This window comes from Rhizobium sp. RU35A, assembly GCF_900156005.1.
In the GTDB taxonomy this organism is placed as follows: Bacteria; Pseudomonadota; Alphaproteobacteria; order Rhizobiales; family Rhizobiaceae; genus Neorhizobium; species Neorhizobium straminoryzae.
Window position 1 is genome coordinate 61,746 of the sequence record NZ_FTMR01000007.1, and the last position, 13,724, is coordinate 75,469.

The 13,724-nt window shown below is 63.3% G+C and carries 16 protein-coding genes; 9 read left to right on the forward strand and 7 right to left on the reverse strand.

From position 1 onward, the window contains the following. Positions 1 to 121: 121 nt before the first annotated feature. The 4 genes from F3H95_RS16295 to F3H95_RS16310 form a co-directional block, all read right to left on the reverse strand. A complete protein-coding gene (locus F3H95_RS16295) occupies positions 122 to 547 on the reverse strand; it encodes a DUF2267 domain-containing protein (RefSeq protein ID WP_149746770.1) in 426 nt (141 codons plus the stop codon). 35 nt (positions 548 to 582) lie between these two features. After that, positions 583 to 1,830: a D-alanyl-D-alanine carboxypeptidase gene (locus F3H95_RS16300; RefSeq protein WP_244618044.1), complete on the reverse strand. Its 1,248-nt coding sequence runs from the start codon at positions 1,828 to 1,830 to the stop codon at positions 583 to 585. Positions 1,831 to 1,959: 129 nt separating this feature from the next. Then, positions 1,960 to 2,334 (reverse strand): membrane protein insertion efficiency factor YidD, encoded by a 375-nt coding sequence (gene yidD, locus F3H95_RS16305; RefSeq protein WP_149746771.1) that lies wholly within the window; start codon positions 2,332 to 2,334, stop codon positions 1,960 to 1,962. Between the two features lie 3 nt (positions 2,335 to 2,337). Further along, positions 2,338 to 2,781 carry an iron-sulfur cluster assembly scaffold protein gene (locus tag F3H95_RS16310; protein WP_149746772.1) on the reverse strand — a complete coding sequence of 148 codons (444 nt, stop codon included), beginning with the start codon at positions 2,779 to 2,781 and terminating at the stop codon, positions 2,338 to 2,340. A 312-nt stretch (positions 2,782 to 3,093) separates the two neighbouring features. On the opposite strand from F3H95_RS16310, the gene folE reads away from it, so the two are divergent. The 3 genes from folE to F3H95_RS16325 all read left to right on the forward strand — a co-directional run bounded on the left by folE (position 3,094) and on the right by F3H95_RS16325 (position 5,263). Then, positions 3,094 to 3,702: a GTP cyclohydrolase I FolE gene (gene folE, locus F3H95_RS16315; protein ID WP_149746773.1), complete on the forward strand. Its 609-nt coding sequence runs from the start codon at positions 3,094 to 3,096 to the stop codon at positions 3,700 to 3,702. A 33-nt stretch (positions 3,703 to 3,735) separates the two neighbouring features. After that, a complete protein-coding gene (hisI, locus tag F3H95_RS16320) occupies positions 3,736 to 4,194 on the forward strand; it encodes a phosphoribosyl-AMP cyclohydrolase (RefSeq protein ID WP_149746774.1) in 459 nt (152 codons plus the stop codon). 112 nt (positions 4,195 to 4,306) lie between these two features. Further along, entirely contained in the window at positions 4,307 to 5,263 is a 957-nt protein-coding gene (locus F3H95_RS16325; RefSeq protein ID WP_142880949.1) for a patatin-like phospholipase family protein, read from the forward strand. A 184-nt stretch (positions 5,264 to 5,447) separates the two neighbouring features. Here F3H95_RS16325 and F3H95_RS16330 read toward each other — a convergent pair whose 3' ends face one another. Both F3H95_RS16330 and F3H95_RS16335 read right to left on the reverse strand, forming a co-directional pair. Further along, complete coding sequence (locus tag F3H95_RS16330) at positions 5,448 to 5,882, reverse strand: CBS domain-containing protein (RefSeq protein ID WP_149746775.1); 435 nt, start codon at positions 5,880 to 5,882, stop codon at positions 5,448 to 5,450. 132 nt (positions 5,883 to 6,014) lie between these two features. Then, entirely contained in the window at positions 6,015 to 6,824 is an 810-nt protein-coding gene (locus tag F3H95_RS16335) for a rhomboid family intramembrane serine protease (RefSeq protein WP_149746776.1), read from the reverse strand. On the opposite strand from F3H95_RS16335, the gene F3H95_RS16340 reads away from it, so the two are divergent. The 6 genes from F3H95_RS16340 (at position 6,823) to F3H95_RS16365 (ending at position 13,105) form a co-directional block, all read left to right on the forward strand. Continuing rightward, the gene (locus tag F3H95_RS16340) at positions 6,823 to 7,056 is read left to right on the forward strand and encodes a hypothetical protein (protein ID WP_149746777.1); all 234 of its coding nucleotides are present in this window, start codon (positions 6,823 to 6,825) and stop codon (positions 7,054 to 7,056) included. The genes F3H95_RS16335 and F3H95_RS16340 overlap by 2 nt on opposite strands. A gap of 55 nt (positions 7,057 to 7,111) precedes the next feature. Continuing rightward, positions 7,112 to 9,037, forward strand: a complete 1,926-nt coding sequence (locus F3H95_RS16345; RefSeq protein WP_149746778.1) for a phosphatase PAP2 family protein — start codon at positions 7,112 to 7,114, stop codon at positions 9,035 to 9,037. Positions 9,038 to 9,218: 181 nt separating this feature from the next. Then, the gene (locus F3H95_RS16350; protein WP_149746779.1) at positions 9,219 to 9,824 is read left to right on the forward strand and encodes a PilZ domain-containing protein; all 606 of its coding nucleotides are present in this window, start codon (positions 9,219 to 9,221) and stop codon (positions 9,822 to 9,824) included. 491 nt (positions 9,825 to 10,315) lie between these two features. Next, positions 10,316 to 10,924, forward strand: coding sequence for a transglutaminase-like cysteine peptidase (locus F3H95_RS16355; protein ID WP_149746780.1), 609 nt, complete (start codon positions 10,316 to 10,318; stop codon positions 10,922 to 10,924). 416 nt (positions 10,925 to 11,340) lie between these two features. After that, positions 11,341 to 12,744 carry a serine hydrolase gene (locus F3H95_RS16360; protein WP_149746781.1) on the forward strand — a complete coding sequence of 468 codons (1,404 nt, stop codon included), beginning with the start codon at positions 11,341 to 11,343 and terminating at the stop codon, positions 12,742 to 12,744. Between the two features lie 91 nt (positions 12,745 to 12,835). Further along, the gene (locus tag F3H95_RS16365; protein WP_142880955.1) at positions 12,836 to 13,105 is read left to right on the forward strand and encodes a hypothetical protein; all 270 of its coding nucleotides are present in this window, start codon (positions 12,836 to 12,838) and stop codon (positions 13,103 to 13,105) included. 138 nt (positions 13,106 to 13,243) lie between these two features. Here the strand turns inward: F3H95_RS16365 and F3H95_RS16370 are convergent, their stop codons facing one another. After that, on the reverse strand, positions 13,244 to 13,681 hold the full coding sequence (locus tag F3H95_RS16370; protein ID WP_142880956.1) for a DUF1489 family protein: 438 nt from the start codon (positions 13,679 to 13,681) through the stop codon (positions 13,244 to 13,246). Positions 13,682 to 13,724 lie beyond the last annotated feature (43 nt).

Below are 13,724 nucleotides of genomic sequence, written 5' to 3' on the forward strand. Positions count from 1 at the left end.
AGTCCCGCCAACGAATGCGGGTGGTTTAATCTTGCCGTCGGCAGACGGCGTCCAACGCGCGCGTTGATACGCGCGAAACGCACCGGAGTAAAGCAAGGACGCGAGGGTAATAGGGGCGGCTTCAGGCCCTGAAACCCCAGAAGGCAAGCGCGCCGTCCGGCAGTTGCCGAAGCACCGCTTCCAGCCGCGCATCGTCCACATGCCGGCGAATGGCGGCCGTCACGTCCTCGATGGCCGTCGGCGTCGAGAGATTGTGGTTGTGGCGGAGCAGCCTTACCTCGGCCATCAGCGTGTCGCGATCGGCAAACGGACGCCGCGGCTCGGCCGTGTCCCAGTCGCTGACGAAGATCGCCCGCACCACCGGCGGCAGCAGATCGGCAAAGGCAATGGCCTGCGGCAATGTCAGGCGGCGGCGAAACACCTGCAGCACCGCCTGCAGCATCGTATAGGCCTGATGGCGGGTCTGAAGCATCGAAATCTCGATGAGATCAGCCATGAAGGCCTCGAAATCGCGGCCGGCGTGATGGTATTCCATGGGAATCGGCATGAATCACCCTCTCCTTGACGGCCGACCGCGCACGATTATCCCTGCGCGGCGATTGCCAGGCAATCCAGCTTCTTCTTCTTCAGGGCGGAGCAGGCCTTGTTGGCATCCACGCTGGAGGCAAAACCCGCGAAGCGCACCTTGAATATCTGCTGCTGGCCCTTGCCGCTGCGCACCACCTCGCCCCTGGCCTTGGGATTGCTGCTCTTCAGAACGGTTGCGACCTTGTCCTTCAGCGCATTGGCCCCGTCACGGGTGGCGGAGGTTCCGGCCTGCACTTTCCAGCGTCCGGCTTCGGCTTTTTCCAACGGCTCTCCACCGTCGCCCTGCTCCAGTTCGACAGCATCGCCGCGCTTGCCCTTGCCGCGGATCTTCGCCGAATGCGCCTTCGGCACCGAGGTCGACGCAACCGTCATCGGCTTTGCATCAGGCTGGTCGTCCTCGTCCTCCTCTTCGGCCCGGGCAACAGCGCCCGATGCCTTGGAATATTTGGTGAGCAGTGCCGCCATCTTGTCGTCGCGGCTGCGCGCCGTCGCACCACCCAACACCACCCCGATCAGATGGTGGCCGTCTGCATTCAACGAGGACACCAGATTGTAGCCGGACGCGTCCGTATAGCCGGTCTTGATCCCATCGACCCCGCCATAGCGATACATCAGATTGTTGTGACCATGCAGCTGGCGGCCGCGGAAGGTAAAGGCCCGCTGGGCAAACAGCGGATACTGGGCGGGAAAATCGCGTTTCAGCGCCAGCCCCAGCCGCGCCATGTCCTCCGGCGTCGTCACCTGCCGGGCCTTGGCCGTGAGGCCGGACGGCGTGACGAAAATGGTGTTCTTCATGCCCAGCCGATGCGCCTTTTCCGTCATCATGCGGCCGAACGCGGCTTCCGAGCCGGCCAGGTGTTCGCCCATTGCCGTGGCGGCATCATTGGCGGAGATGATGATCATGCCATTGACGGCTTCACGCACGGTCAGCGTCGTGCCGGCCTTGACGTTCAGCTTCATGCGCACCTTGGAGGCGGCGTTGCTGGACATCGTGATCCTGTCATCCCAGTGCAATCGGCCGGAGCGCAGCGCCTCGAAGGTCAGGTAAAGCGTCATCATCTTGGCGAGCGACGCAGGCGGATGCAGCGTGCTGCCGCCCTCATCCGCAATGATGCGGCCCGTGCGGGCATCCATGACCGCCCAGGACACCTGATGTCCCGCGGCCGATGCGGTGGCGGTGAGTGATGCGGCAAGCAGCAAACCGAGCGCGAGCCGGCGCGCCATCCATGTCCAGATCTGCATAAACCCTGTCCTGGCGATGTTCTTGTATATCCTGCGCGATGGCCGCCAATCGCGACGCAAATCCGGACGGACTCGGTCGAATCGGGCGGCCCGCGGCAGAATCCGCAAACGTCACTAACAGAGCGTTAATCAGATTTTTGGAGCGCCAGAACCCGCGCGGTAACGCCAGGGCATAAACCAGCGCTGCAGTGGCGGGCGCTTGTCCGGGACAGGGTCGAGACCGGAGGAGCCGAAGGGCCCGCAGCACATCACCCGGAAAACGGTCATCCAGCCGCCGAACCACAGTCCATGGCGAGCGACCGCTTCATAACCGAATTCGGAACAGGTCGGGATATGACGGCAGGAATTGCCGACAAAGCCTGACAGCGTCAGCTGGTAGAGACGGATCAGCCCCATGCCGATCAGGCGGTCAGGTGTCTTGCGAAAGGGGCCGGCATAGTTTCGCCCGCGTCTGCGCGGCCGCTCCTCTTCATCGTCCTCCAGCTGCTCGCAATGCTCGCACATGGGTCAGCCCGCCCTTGCCACCTGCCCGGCCTCGATCTGGTCGAGACAGTCGACCACCGCATCGAAGGTCAGCATGGTCGAGGCATGACGCGCCTTGTAGTCCTTGACCGGTTTCAGCACGCGCATCTCCTCGAAGCGACCGTCAGGACCTTCGCCGCCCTCCTTCAGCATGGCCAGCATCGCCTCGCGGGCCGCCCGCACCTCTTCGGCTGTCGCGCCCACCACGTGGCGGGCCATGACCGAAGACGAGGCCTGCCCCAGGGCACAGGCGCGGACCTGATGTGAAAACGCGGTGATGGCGCCGTCCTGCATCTTCAGGAACACGCGCACCCTGGAGCCACAGAGCTTGGAATGCTTTTCCGAACTGGCATCGGCCCCATCCATTGGGCCCGTCAGCGGAATGTTTCCGGCGAGTTCCAGGATTCGGCTGTTGTAGATATCGTCCATGCGGGTCTGCCTTCACGGGTCTCTGGCGCCGGGCGTAATGGTTCGCGCGGGGCGCGCAAGGCGAACACTGTGTCAATTGCACCCTGCTGGCGCAAGCTTGAACTCCGCTCTATATGAGGGGCGAACACGCAGGCATCAAGACGCAATGTTTTGCCCCAAAGCCATGCGAAAGCAGGAAAGCCTGTCTTGTCAAAAAAGATCCGGCAGGTCAGATAGCCCGTAACGCTTCATCGGGGTGCCGGACATGCCCATCCGCATGCCAACCCGAAGGCTGGTCAGGTGCGGCCTTGAACCGCATCAGGAGACGATAAAATGGACGCCATCGTGAAGAATTTTCCTGCCGGCCAGAAACAGGCTCGCCCCACCCAGCAGGAAGCGGAAGAGGCCGTGCGGCTGCTTCTGCGCTGGGCCGGTGACGATCCGACCCGTGAAGGCCTTCTCGACACGCCGAAGCGTGTGGCTGCCGCCTATCGGGAGCTGTTCTCCGGCTACGAGCAGACGCCGGAAGAGATTCTGGGCCGCACCTTCGAGGAGGTTGCCGGTTATGACGACATGGTTCTGGTGCGCGACATCCCGTTCTTCTCGCATTGCGAACATCACATGGTGCCGATCATCGGCAAGGCGCATGTCGCCTATCTGCCGAAGGGCCGCGTGCTCGGCCTCTCCAAGATCGCCCGTGTGGTCGATGTCTATGGCCGCCGCCTGCAGACGCAGGAGGCCATGACGGCACAGATCGCCCACGCGATCCAGGAGGTGCTGCAGCCGCGCGGCGTCGCCGTGATGATCGATGCGGAGCATATGTGCATGTCGATGCGTGGTATCCAGAAGCAGGGCTCGACCACCCTGACCACCACCTTCACGGGCGAGTTCCAGAACAATGCGGCGGAACAGGCACGCTTCCTCACCATGATCCGGCGGTGATCGCCCGCCTCCTCGACTGACAGGATATCTGGCATGACGATCGAGTTTCTCGCGCCCTCCGCCGACAAGACGGTGCTCGAAGGCGAAGGCGCCTTCACACCGCGCTTCGATGAGGCGGGGCTGGTAACCGCTGTGGTGACCGACGCGCGCGACGGGGCCGTGCTGATGCTGGCGCACATGAACAGCGAGGCGCTGGCGCTGACGCTTCAAACCCGCATTGCCCATTATTACAGCCGCTCCCGTGGCAAGATCTGGAAGAAGGGCGAAACCTCCGGAAACCTGCAGAAGGTCGTCGAGGTCCTGACCGACTGCGACCAGGATGCCGTTCTGCTGAAGGTCTCGGTCGCCGGCCACGATGCCAGCTGCCACACCGGCCGCCGCTCGTGTTTTTATCGCGCCGTCCGCATCGATGACGGAGCCCCCCTCCTTGAAGTCGTCGATGAACAGCGACATTTTGATCCCCATGCCGTCTATGGCGAGGGTGCCCACTGAGCAGGCAAAATGCCTTCTTTCCGGTAACCGTCGAAGCATCAACGGTTTCTAAACCGGAACGGGCGCTGAATGTCTCTCTGGGAGACGTTCAGCCGGAGGAGCGGGGCATCACATGCTGAGCTGGAGTTGGAACAGAACCGAACCGCAACTGGCACAGTCAGAGGCAGGCTCCGCGGTGCCGGCAACACCGGCGCAAGTCGCGACCCCGCCACGCCGTGCCAAGCTCGCCCTGGCACTGGGCGGCGGTGCCGCACGCGGCTGGGCCCATATCGGTGTGTTGCGTGCCCTGGAGGAAGCGGACATCGAGGTCGGCATGATCGCCGGCACCTCGATCGGCGCACTCGTTGGGGGCTGCTACCTGGCCGGGAAGCTGGACCAGCTCGAAGGCTTTGCCCGCTCGCTCACCATGCGGCGTATCGCGGGGCTTCTCGATCTGACGATTGGCGGCGGCGGCCTGTTTGGCGGCATGCGGCTCACCAAGCGCATGCAGGAGGATCTCGAAGACATTGCGATCGAGGATCTCGACCGGCCCTTCGTCGCCGTTTCCACCGAGCTCAATACCGGCCACGAGGTGTGGATCACCAATGGTTCGCTGATCACGGGCATGCGCGCGTCCTACGCGCTGCCCGGCATCTTCGAGCCGGTGAAGTGCAACAACCGCACGCTTGTGGACGGGGCGCTGGTCAATCCCGTTCCAACCTCCGTCTGCCGCGCCTACGAGCAGCCGCTCGTCGTCGCCGTCAACCTCAACTATGACATATTCGGCCGCTCTGCCGTGGTCAAGCACAGTGCCAGCGTGCAGCCCATCGTGCAGGGGCAGCATACGCGGGTGCGCGAAGCCAATATCGGCATGACGGGGGTGATGGTGCAGGCCTTCAACATCATCCAGGAGCGCATTTCGCGGGCACGCCTCGCCGGCGATCCGCCGGATCTTGCCCTGCATCCGCGGCTCAGCGATATCGGCCTGTCGGAATTTCACCGCGCCGGCGAAATCATCGACCGTGGCTACCAGGAAGCCCGCACCCGCATCACCGAGCTGAAGCGGATGCAGGACGTTTTCGCGACCTAGAACGTTTCCGGCGAAAACGGAATCGCCCGAAACCCTCTATCTTTTTCGCTCTACGCAATTCCTGACGCGAAACCGGTCCCCACGTTCGCTGGAACTGCTCCAGGCCGCGTGTCTCATGAACGGCAACCCAGACACCTGTCGGCGCGACGCGTCCGACAGGTATCTTATGGACGGCAGTGCAGCCTCAGCCGGCGATATAGGCCAGCATCTGCTCGCTCTCGGCCTCCACTTCGCGAATGCGCGCCTTGACGATATCACCGATCGAGATGATGCCGACGAGCTTGCCGGCATCCTCGACCGGGACGTGGCGGAAGCGGCCGCTGCTCATCACTTCCATCAGTTCGTTGAGGGTGGTTTCCTCGCGGCAGCGCGTCACATTGGTGGTCATGACGGACGAGACCGGTTTGTCCAGCACGGCAGCGCCACCTTCCGCCACGCCCCGCACCAGATCGCGCTCCGTGAAAATGCCGGCGATTCGCCCTTCGAGACTGGTGACGACCACCGCACCGATACGGTTTTCGTGCAGGATCGCCGCCACTTCGGCGATCGTCTTCTCACGCGAGACGGAAACGACGTTGCGTCCCTTGGCATCCAGCATGTTTTTGACGGAAACAGGCATTCATTCCTCCTATGGCCAGTGTCCTGGAGGCGCCGCCCCTTCAACTCCCACCCAAGGCCGCCCCTCCGTCAGAAGATGGTGCGCGCAGTCGTGCGGCTTTGCAACAGCTGAAAGCCGGGGTTTTCCGGATGTTTAAGCAATTTCTGATTCAGACGGTAACGGATCGAACAGGCCAAACAGCAGATAGCCGAACAGGAAACCGCCGATATGCGCATCCCAGGCGATCGCCCCCATGTCGGATCCGACAAGCGGCAGACCGAACGCAATCAGCACGTTGCCGAAGAACCACAGCAGCGTGAAGACCAGAACGGTACGGTTGCGAAGCGCCCCGACGATGCCCTGACGCGGCAGCACATGGGCCTTCATCCGCCGCATGCCGCCCCCCTCCTTCGGAAAGGCAAAACGGCAGGCCGCTCCCATGAGTGCGGACACCACGCCGGAGGCACCGATCAGCAGCGTCTCCTGCCCCCAGTTGAGCGCTGCATGGAAAAATGCCGCCGCCGCCGCGGATGTCATCCAGAACAGGACGTAGCGAACCGTGCCGATGCGGCGCACCACAGGTGCCCCGAACGCCGTCAGCCAGAGGCTGTTGAACACGATATGCTCGACACCCCCGTGCAGCAGGGAATAGGTCACTGGCGTCCACAGCCATTCGAGCCCCTGCTGTCCGAGCGGATAGACATAGCGCAGAGGGGTAAAGGCGAGTTCGAACAGCACAAGGCCGCGCGCGTCCTCGTTGAGCACGTAAGCGTCGACCAGATAGAGCAGAATGAGCAGGGCAAGCGTTACAGTCAGCGCGGTCGGAAGATTGAAGGCCGGCTGTGGCGGCGGACGCCAGCGCGGTGGCTCGCTTTGTCCGCTCTGGTCGGCACCGGCCTCGGGCAGCGTGTTGCGACGGGGCGGTTCACCGCCGTCCGGCGAGGTGTGACGGGAATCATCCATGAGCCTTCAGCCTTTCCTTCAGTACCCAGACATACATGAGGCCCCCTTCAGCGAAAACCCGGACAGCATCACAAGGCAGTGGGCCTTGCCCAAAGAAATCGGGGAAAACATCAGGGTTGTCAGAAAACTGTCGCAGCAATCCACTAAGCGCCATGCCGCAGCGCACAAGATTGATGCGGACGCCATCGGCCGTGCGGCCTCCTCCCTCCGGCGCCGCTCGGTTCGACGCTGATGCTCCGCGAGGCTGCCACCCGCCGGCACCCGCAAACCTGAAGGAACAGTTCTTGATGAACCGCTGCGTTCTCTTGTCCCTCACGGCCAGCCTGTTGCTGGCGACAGCCCTGACCCCGGCGCTTGCCGATTCGATCGTGCTGCCGGCCCCGCCGGCAGGTGTCGGCCATGCCGACAGCGCGCCGCCGCCGGCCGGTGTTCCGGCCTATGTCGATCTCGGCGCCACCAACCAGCGCGGTGATGCCTGCCACGCCACGCTGGAAACCAATGCCGGCGTACGCCTGCTGTCCGGCTTCCTCGATCTTTGGACGCCGCGCAGCCCGTTCGTTGATGCAGACCAGGACGCACCAGCCAAGGACGGCTGCCCCGCCGTGGCGAAGTCCGACTGGGACGGGCTGCCGCGCAGCGCAACCGACGGCACGATGAAGCATCCGGAAGTGCACGCCGCCAATCTGGATTATGTGATAAAGACCACAACGGCCAACACGCCGGAAGACGATCTGGAAGCCTATCTGGACGATCGCCGCGGCAAAAGCGTCAGCATGACCGATGGCCTTGGCCCGCTGGCGGATGCGTGGCGCAAGGGCGTTCAGCAAACCACGACGATCACCGGGATGCCGGCCGATGCGACGACCGTCAAATATGACGACAAGGGCAACAATCGCGGCGTCGGCAGCGCCAAGGGCAATACCGACATGGGCAAGGCCGTGGATCTTGTGGATGCCGGCAGCGCCGATGGTTCGACCGAACCGGCCAAGCGCTATTTCAAATATGCCCGCCCCTATCGCTGGAGCGACAAGGTGCGCGTCGTGCCACAGCTGGTGCCCGCCAAGAGCGACAAGCCGGCTGGTGACGGGGGCTTCCCGAGCGGTCACACTGCGGAAGCCTGGCGCGATGCTCTTGTGATGGCCTATCTCGTGCCGCAGCGTTATCAGGAAATGATCACCCGCGCCGTTCGCATGGGCGAGAACCGCATCCATGCCGGCATGCACCAGCCTTTTGACGTGATCGGCGGCCGCATGCAGGCCCTTGCCGTCGTCTCCTACAATCTGAACCGCTCGGACTATGCGACACTCAAGCAGGAAGCCTATGCACAGACGCAGAGCTTCCTGCAGAAGCAGACCGGATCGACGGGCTTCGCCGACCTCCTGGCACGCGCCCACTCCGCTCCTGCATCGGCTGATCGCTTCGCGGATCGGGAAGAAAACGCCGCCTTCGTCCAGCCCCGCTTCACCTATGGCCTGCCGAAAATCGGCGCAAGCGGGGCGCCGGTCGTGGTGCCGAAGGGAGCGGAAGTGCTGCTGGAAACCCGCCTGCCCTATCTCACCGCCGAACAGCGCCGCGTCGTGCTGAAGAGCACCGCTCTGCCTTCCGGATTCCCGATCATGAGCGATGCGGAAGGGTGGGGCCGCCTCAACCTGTTTGCCGCTGCCGACGGCTATGCCAGCTTCGACGGCGATGTAGCGGTGGTCATGGACGCGGCCAAGGGCGGCTTCAACGCCGCCGACAGCTGGAAAAACGATATTTCCGGCGCAGGCAAGCTGACCAAGGATGGCAGCGGCAGCCTGATCCTGTCCGGCAACAACAGCTTTGCCGGCGGCGTGGTCGTCAACGGCGGGCTGCTGGTCGCCGCATCGCCGACGGCCTTCGGCAAGGGTGACCTGTACATCGCCGGCGGCGGCCTCGCTGTGGCGAGCAGGGATCTCTGGCTCGGCGGCAGCCTGACGGTGCGCAAGTCAGGCCGTCTCGAGGTCACCGTTTCCGGCAAGGATGGCGGCATTACCGCCGCCAATGGCGCCGCAATCGAAGGCGGCACCCTCGAACTTGTCCCTGCTGCCGGCTACAAGCCGACCAAGGGCGATGAAATCCCGGTCATCCGCGCCGCCAATTTCGTCGGCACCTTCGACAAGATCACACTGGACGGGCATACGCTGACGCCTGTCTATCGTCCCGATGGACTGTCGGTGCGCATCGAAGGCTGATCCTGCCGAACGCAGCACGGCATCCTCGCATACGGCCCGCCCGAATGTCGCCCGGGCGGGCCGCTTGCTGTTCGTGACCGATCTCGTCGGTTGCATGCGAGCACCTGCCTCGCCCACGGAACCGGATGTTAACGTATCGAGCGCTATCTGTTCGGATCGATGCAACCGACGAAAGTCAGCGATGTTCTCGGCCCAGAACACCCCGGCGACGGCACAGACGATGCCGCAGCGACAGTTCCAGCGGGTCTCGGTCAACATGCCGGGCCGCCTGATGCTGGCGAACCATGAGGAATATCCCTGCACGGCGAGCGACATGTCGCCGGGCGATGTGGTGATGTCCTGCGTTGGCACGCCCTCGCCCGCCGAGCGCGTCATCGCTTATCTTGACCATCTTGGCCGCATTGAGGGTCATGTCCTGCAACTGACCCATGATGGCTTTATCATGTCGATCAATGCAACGGACCGGAAGCGCGAGAAGCTTGCCGCACAACTGACCTGGCTTGCCAATCGGCATGAACTTGGCCTGGCCGAGGATCGCCGTCACGATCGCCTGGCGCCCCGCATTACCCGAGCCGAACTGACGCTGCCCGATGGCATGCGCTACCCCTGCCGTCTGGTCGACCTGTCGCTGTCGGGTGCCGCGCTCGACATCGACGTTCGCCCGCCGATCGGCACACCGGTTTCGCTCAATCATCTGCGCGGCCGCGTGGTCAGACATTTCGCGGAAGGCGTGGCCGTGGAATTCGCCAGCGTCCAGACGCGGGAAAGCCTGCGCGGCTTCTTCTGATTTTATGGAGATAACCAGAATGGGCAGCCGGCGGACCTTGTCTGCCGGCTGTTTGCGTTCGCTGACCGTAACATCCGCCAGCCCTCCCCCAAAATGATCCCGATCCAGCACATTTTTTTGAAGGCGAAAAAGGCCGGAAAAAGCGGCAGGCATCGCCATCTTGTCGCCTGACACGTCACCGGCATGGCCTCGGAAGGCTGACCAACACCGCGACGGAAGGCAGAACAGAGCGTCCGGCAACGAGGCCTCGCATAAAAAAAGCGAAAGAGAATCAGGTCCTTCGGCGCAAATCATCGCAAACTGATTCAAACTTGCCGAAATTTCGCTCCGCATTTTAGGCGAATACAGATTGGATTTTCAGCGCAATCGAGGCGAATTTTGCGCTCTTTCGAATGGTATTCGACTAAAACAAGCCCTTGTTTTGACTATGGAATTTGGCGGTCAGTCAAACCCCGTATGGCATGGTTTTTCCACCCACGGAGAAACCATGCATGTTGCACATACGACCCATCGGCACTGGCATTGCCGCCCTGTGCCTGACACTTCTGTCCAGCCAGTCGGCCTTTGCCTTTGCCGGCAGCATGCGCATTACCGCCACAGCCAATCCGCCGATCGGCCATTACGAATTCTGTCAGAACTATCCGAGCGAGTGCCGGCGCACCTCGGGCGATGCCGGGCCGCTGGTTCTGACCGAAGAGAAGTGGCGCAAGATTCTCGACGTCAACTACACCGTCAACACCACCATCCAGCCGGCGACCGACCAGGAACTCTACGGGGTGGAGGAGCGCTGGACCTATCCGACAACCGCCGGCGACTGCGAGGACTTCGCCCTTCTCAAGCGCAAGATGCTGATAGAAGAGGGCTTTGACGCCTCGGACCTGCTGATGACCGTGGTTCTGCAGCCGAATGGCGAAGGCCATGCTGTCCTGACTGTCCGCACCGATCGCGGCGATTTCGTGCTCGACAACATGCGCAACCGCGTAATGCTCTGGTCTGAAACGGAATACACCTATCTCAAGCGCCAGTCAGCGGATGATCCCGCACGCTGGGTGCGCCTGCAGGACGGCCGCGCCACGGCAGTCAGCAGCGTGCGCCGCTGACTGATCGCCCAAGTTCATGAACGAGACTGTGAGATGCGGCCACAAGGCCGCATCTGCGTTTGGGGGCGCCTCACCGCGCTCCGCCCCCGGGAGCGCGTCACCCGACTCCCGTCCCGAAAATCCCGACCTCACCACATTCACGCCGCCTTCGACACGCAAAAGGCGAGCAAGCCGATCCGGGCGCACGCCAACGAGCGGTAAATTGCCGGCGAAAATCGTAACCTGGCGTTCATCATAAACCACTTGGTAACGCTGTCCCCTTAAGGTGCCGCAAACGGATGCTGCCGGGGATGCGCCCGGATAACAATAACATGCAATGAGTGAGTGCCGCTGTGCTGAATAGGGTCAACACAACATCCTGGTCCCGGGATGGTGCCTCGATAATCAAAAATGCCGCTGGTTTGGTCGTAGTCTTGATGGCAATGATGCTGCTCGGCATAGAGCCTGCGGCTGCCGATCCGAAATATGCCGGCATCGTGGTCGATGCGAAGACCGGCAAGGTCCTCTACAGCGAGGACGCCGATTCGCTTCGCTATCCCGCGTCGCTGACGAAGATGATGACACTCTATCTCACCTTCGAGGCGCTCGAATCCGGTCGGCTGACCCTTGATTCGCCGGTTCCCGTTTCCGCCCATGCCGCGTCCCAGCCGCCGTCGAAGCTCGGTGTTCGTCCGGGCGGGGCCGTCACCGTCGAGCAGGCGATCCTTGCCCTGGTTACCCGCTCCGCCAACGACATGGCAACGGCGCTGGCCGAACGGGTCGGCGGTTCGGAAGATCGCTTTGCCCAGATGATGACCACGAAGGCCCGCGCACTCGGCATGACGCGCACGACCTATCGCAACGCCAACGGCCTGCCAAACACCGCACAGATGACCACGGCGCGCGACCAAGCCCGCCTCGGCATCGCGCTTCGCCAGCACTTCCCGCAATATTACGGTTACTTCTCCACCCGGGTCTTCAAGTTCGGCAAGCAGACCATCGGCAATCACAACCGCCTTGTCGGAACGGTGCGTGGCGTCGACGGCATCAAGACCGGCTATACCCGCGCCGCCGGCTTCAACCTGGCCACCTCCGCAGAACTCGATGGTCGTTCCATTGTCGGCGTGGTCCTCGGTGGCAGCAGTTCCGCATCGCGTGACGCGCAGATGCGCAAGCTCGTCGCGACCTACCTGCCGAAGGCATCCAAGGGTGCCACCAGCAACCTGATCGCCCAGGCGCGCAGTGTCGCTCCGCCGCCGGCCGCCGCATCGGTCCCCGTTCCTGTCCAGCCGCAACCCGGCATTCGCGCGGCCGTGACCGAAGTGGTGGCCGAAGCCGAGTTGCCGACCAGCGCGCCGGCCCCAAGCGCCCGCATGCCCCAGGAAAAGCTTGCCGGCGCCTCCGCCTATGCCGCAGAGCCGACGTCGCAGGGCGCGGCCGCAGCCGTCGCTGCCGCGATGAGCCGTCCGTCCGTTACCGCCCCGCCCCGTGCGCCGGAGCCAGCCCGGCAGATGGCTTCTCGTGACGAGGAGCCGGTTGTCACCGACAAGCTGACGACGGCCTCGACCCGCGCCTCTGCCACCCAGAAACTACCGGAAGGCTGGGTCGTCCAGATCGGCGTATCCGACAGCAAGGACCGCGCGATGGACATGCTGGAAAGCGCGCAGGGCAAGGTTGGCCACGCGCTTCGCTCCGCCACGCCCTTCGCCGTTGCCGTCAATACCGGCGGCTCGCAGGTCTACCGCGCACGCTTCGGCGGTTTCGATGACCAGAAGTCCGCCGTCAATGCCTGCAATGCCCTGAAGAAGAAGGGCGTACAGTGCTGGGCTGCCCAGCAGTAACCGGTCACGATGGGCCGGCAGTGCCGGCCCGTCCGGGCGGTGTGAACCGCCCGATCCTGCTCCTCGATTGTTTTTGCGTTACGAGGTCGTCATGGCAATGAATGAAAACAACATCGACTTCCATCTGCCCGAAGGGGCAAAGGGTAAGCTGATGCAGGGTGCGCTTCACCCGCTGCACGAGGCCGCGATGCGGCTGGCCGGCATGGGTATTCCCAAGCCGCGCGAGCGCACGCGCGACCTCGTCGGCATGCTTCTCTGCCACGGGGCGCGTGCCTGGCGCCACTCCCAGCCGGAAGCGCAGATTCATCTGCATGTTTCTGCCCGCGCCGGCCGCGCGCCGATCTACATGAAGCTTCGTTGATGCAATCCAAACGGCGCAGGGCTGTATGCGTTCCGCCGGATGCCTGCCGACACAGCGGCGCAGGAACTGTCCTGCGCTCGCAGCCCGGGTCCGACGAGAACCGGGCGACGTACAAGATGCCGCAGGCGGGGAAACCGCTCAGAGCAGGCCGAGATCAGCCAGTTCGCGTCTCAGATGCTCCGGCATCTCCGCAAGATCCTCGCCAACGGCACCCAGATCGCGCGGCACATCCTCCTGCTTGTAGTAACGCCAGCCCTGGAAGGGCCGCTTGGGCTGCGGCGCTGTCTCGATGATCTGCGGCGAGAGCACCAGCACGCAACGGGCAATGCCATCCGCGCCCGTGGTGGTCTGGATGTCGAGGAGCGGTTGGCGCGCAGCCACCTGCCCCTTGATCACCCAGTAGAGCGATCCGCCATCCAGCAGTTCTTCCACCCGCTTCGGCACCATGCGCGTCACATGGGTGGTGTGAGGCTCGAGGCCGGCGGCGATTGCCGTGATAGAGCGCTCGTTCACCCAGTCCCGAAGGTCCTGAAGGGAATCGGCGCCGACGCAGAGCTTGATCAGATGGAGTGCCATGGCCTGCTTGAAGCGGTTTCAGGCCGCAAGGTCAAGATGAAAC

Excerpts from the sequence above, each read along its gene's own strand:
- F3H95_RS16360 (WP_149746781.1), top strand. The coding sequence starts at position 11,341 with ATGGCAATGATGCTGCTCGGCATAGAGCCTGCGGCTGCCGATCCGAAA.
- F3H95_RS16340 (WP_149746777.1), top strand. The coding sequence starts at position 6,823 with ATGAGCCTTCAGCCTTTCCTTCAGTACCCAGACATACATGAGGCCCCC.
- yidD (WP_149746771.1), bottom strand. The coding sequence starts at position 2,334 with ATGTGCGAGCATTGCGAGCAGCTGGAGGACGATGAAGAGGAGCGGCCG.
- F3H95_RS16355 (WP_149746780.1), top strand. The coding sequence starts at position 10,316 with ATGTTGCACATACGACCCATCGGCACTGGCATTGCCGCCCTGTGCCTG.
- F3H95_RS16335 (WP_149746776.1), bottom strand. The coding sequence starts at position 6,824 with ATGGATGATTCCCGTCACACCTCGCCGGACGGCGGTGAACCGCCCCGT.
- hisI (WP_149746774.1), top strand. The coding sequence starts at position 3,736 with ATGACGATCGAGTTTCTCGCGCCCTCCGCCGACAAGACGGTGCTCGAA.
- F3H95_RS16325 (WP_142880949.1), top strand. The coding sequence starts at position 4,307 with ATGCTGAGCTGGAGTTGGAACAGAACCGAACCGCAACTGGCACAGTCA.
- F3H95_RS16370 (WP_142880956.1), bottom strand. The coding sequence starts at position 13,681 with ATGGCACTCCATCTGATCAAGCTCTGCGTCGGCGCCGATTCCCTTCAG.
- F3H95_RS16295 (WP_149746770.1), bottom strand. The coding sequence starts at position 547 with ATGCCGATTCCCATGGAATACCATCACGCCGGCCGCGATTTCGAGGCC.
- F3H95_RS16310 (WP_149746772.1), bottom strand. The coding sequence starts at position 2,781 with ATGGACGATATCTACAACAGCCGAATCCTGGAACTCGCCGGAAACATT.
- F3H95_RS16330 (WP_149746775.1), bottom strand. The coding sequence starts at position 5,882 with ATGCCTGTTTCCGTCAAAAACATGCTGGATGCCAAGGGACGCAACGTC.
- F3H95_RS16365 (WP_142880955.1), top strand. The coding sequence starts at position 12,836 with ATGGCAATGAATGAAAACAACATCGACTTCCATCTGCCCGAAGGGGCA.
- F3H95_RS16345 (WP_149746778.1), top strand. The coding sequence starts at position 7,112 with ATGAACCGCTGCGTTCTCTTGTCCCTCACGGCCAGCCTGTTGCTGGCG.
- folE (WP_149746773.1), top strand. The coding sequence starts at position 3,094 with ATGGACGCCATCGTGAAGAATTTTCCTGCCGGCCAGAAACAGGCTCGC.
- F3H95_RS16350 (WP_149746779.1), top strand. The coding sequence starts at position 9,219 with ATGTTCTCGGCCCAGAACACCCCGGCGACGGCACAGACGATGCCGCAG.
- F3H95_RS16300 (WP_244618044.1), bottom strand. The coding sequence starts at position 1,830 with ATGCAGATCTGGACATGGATGGCGCGCCGGCTCGCGCTCGGTTTGCTG.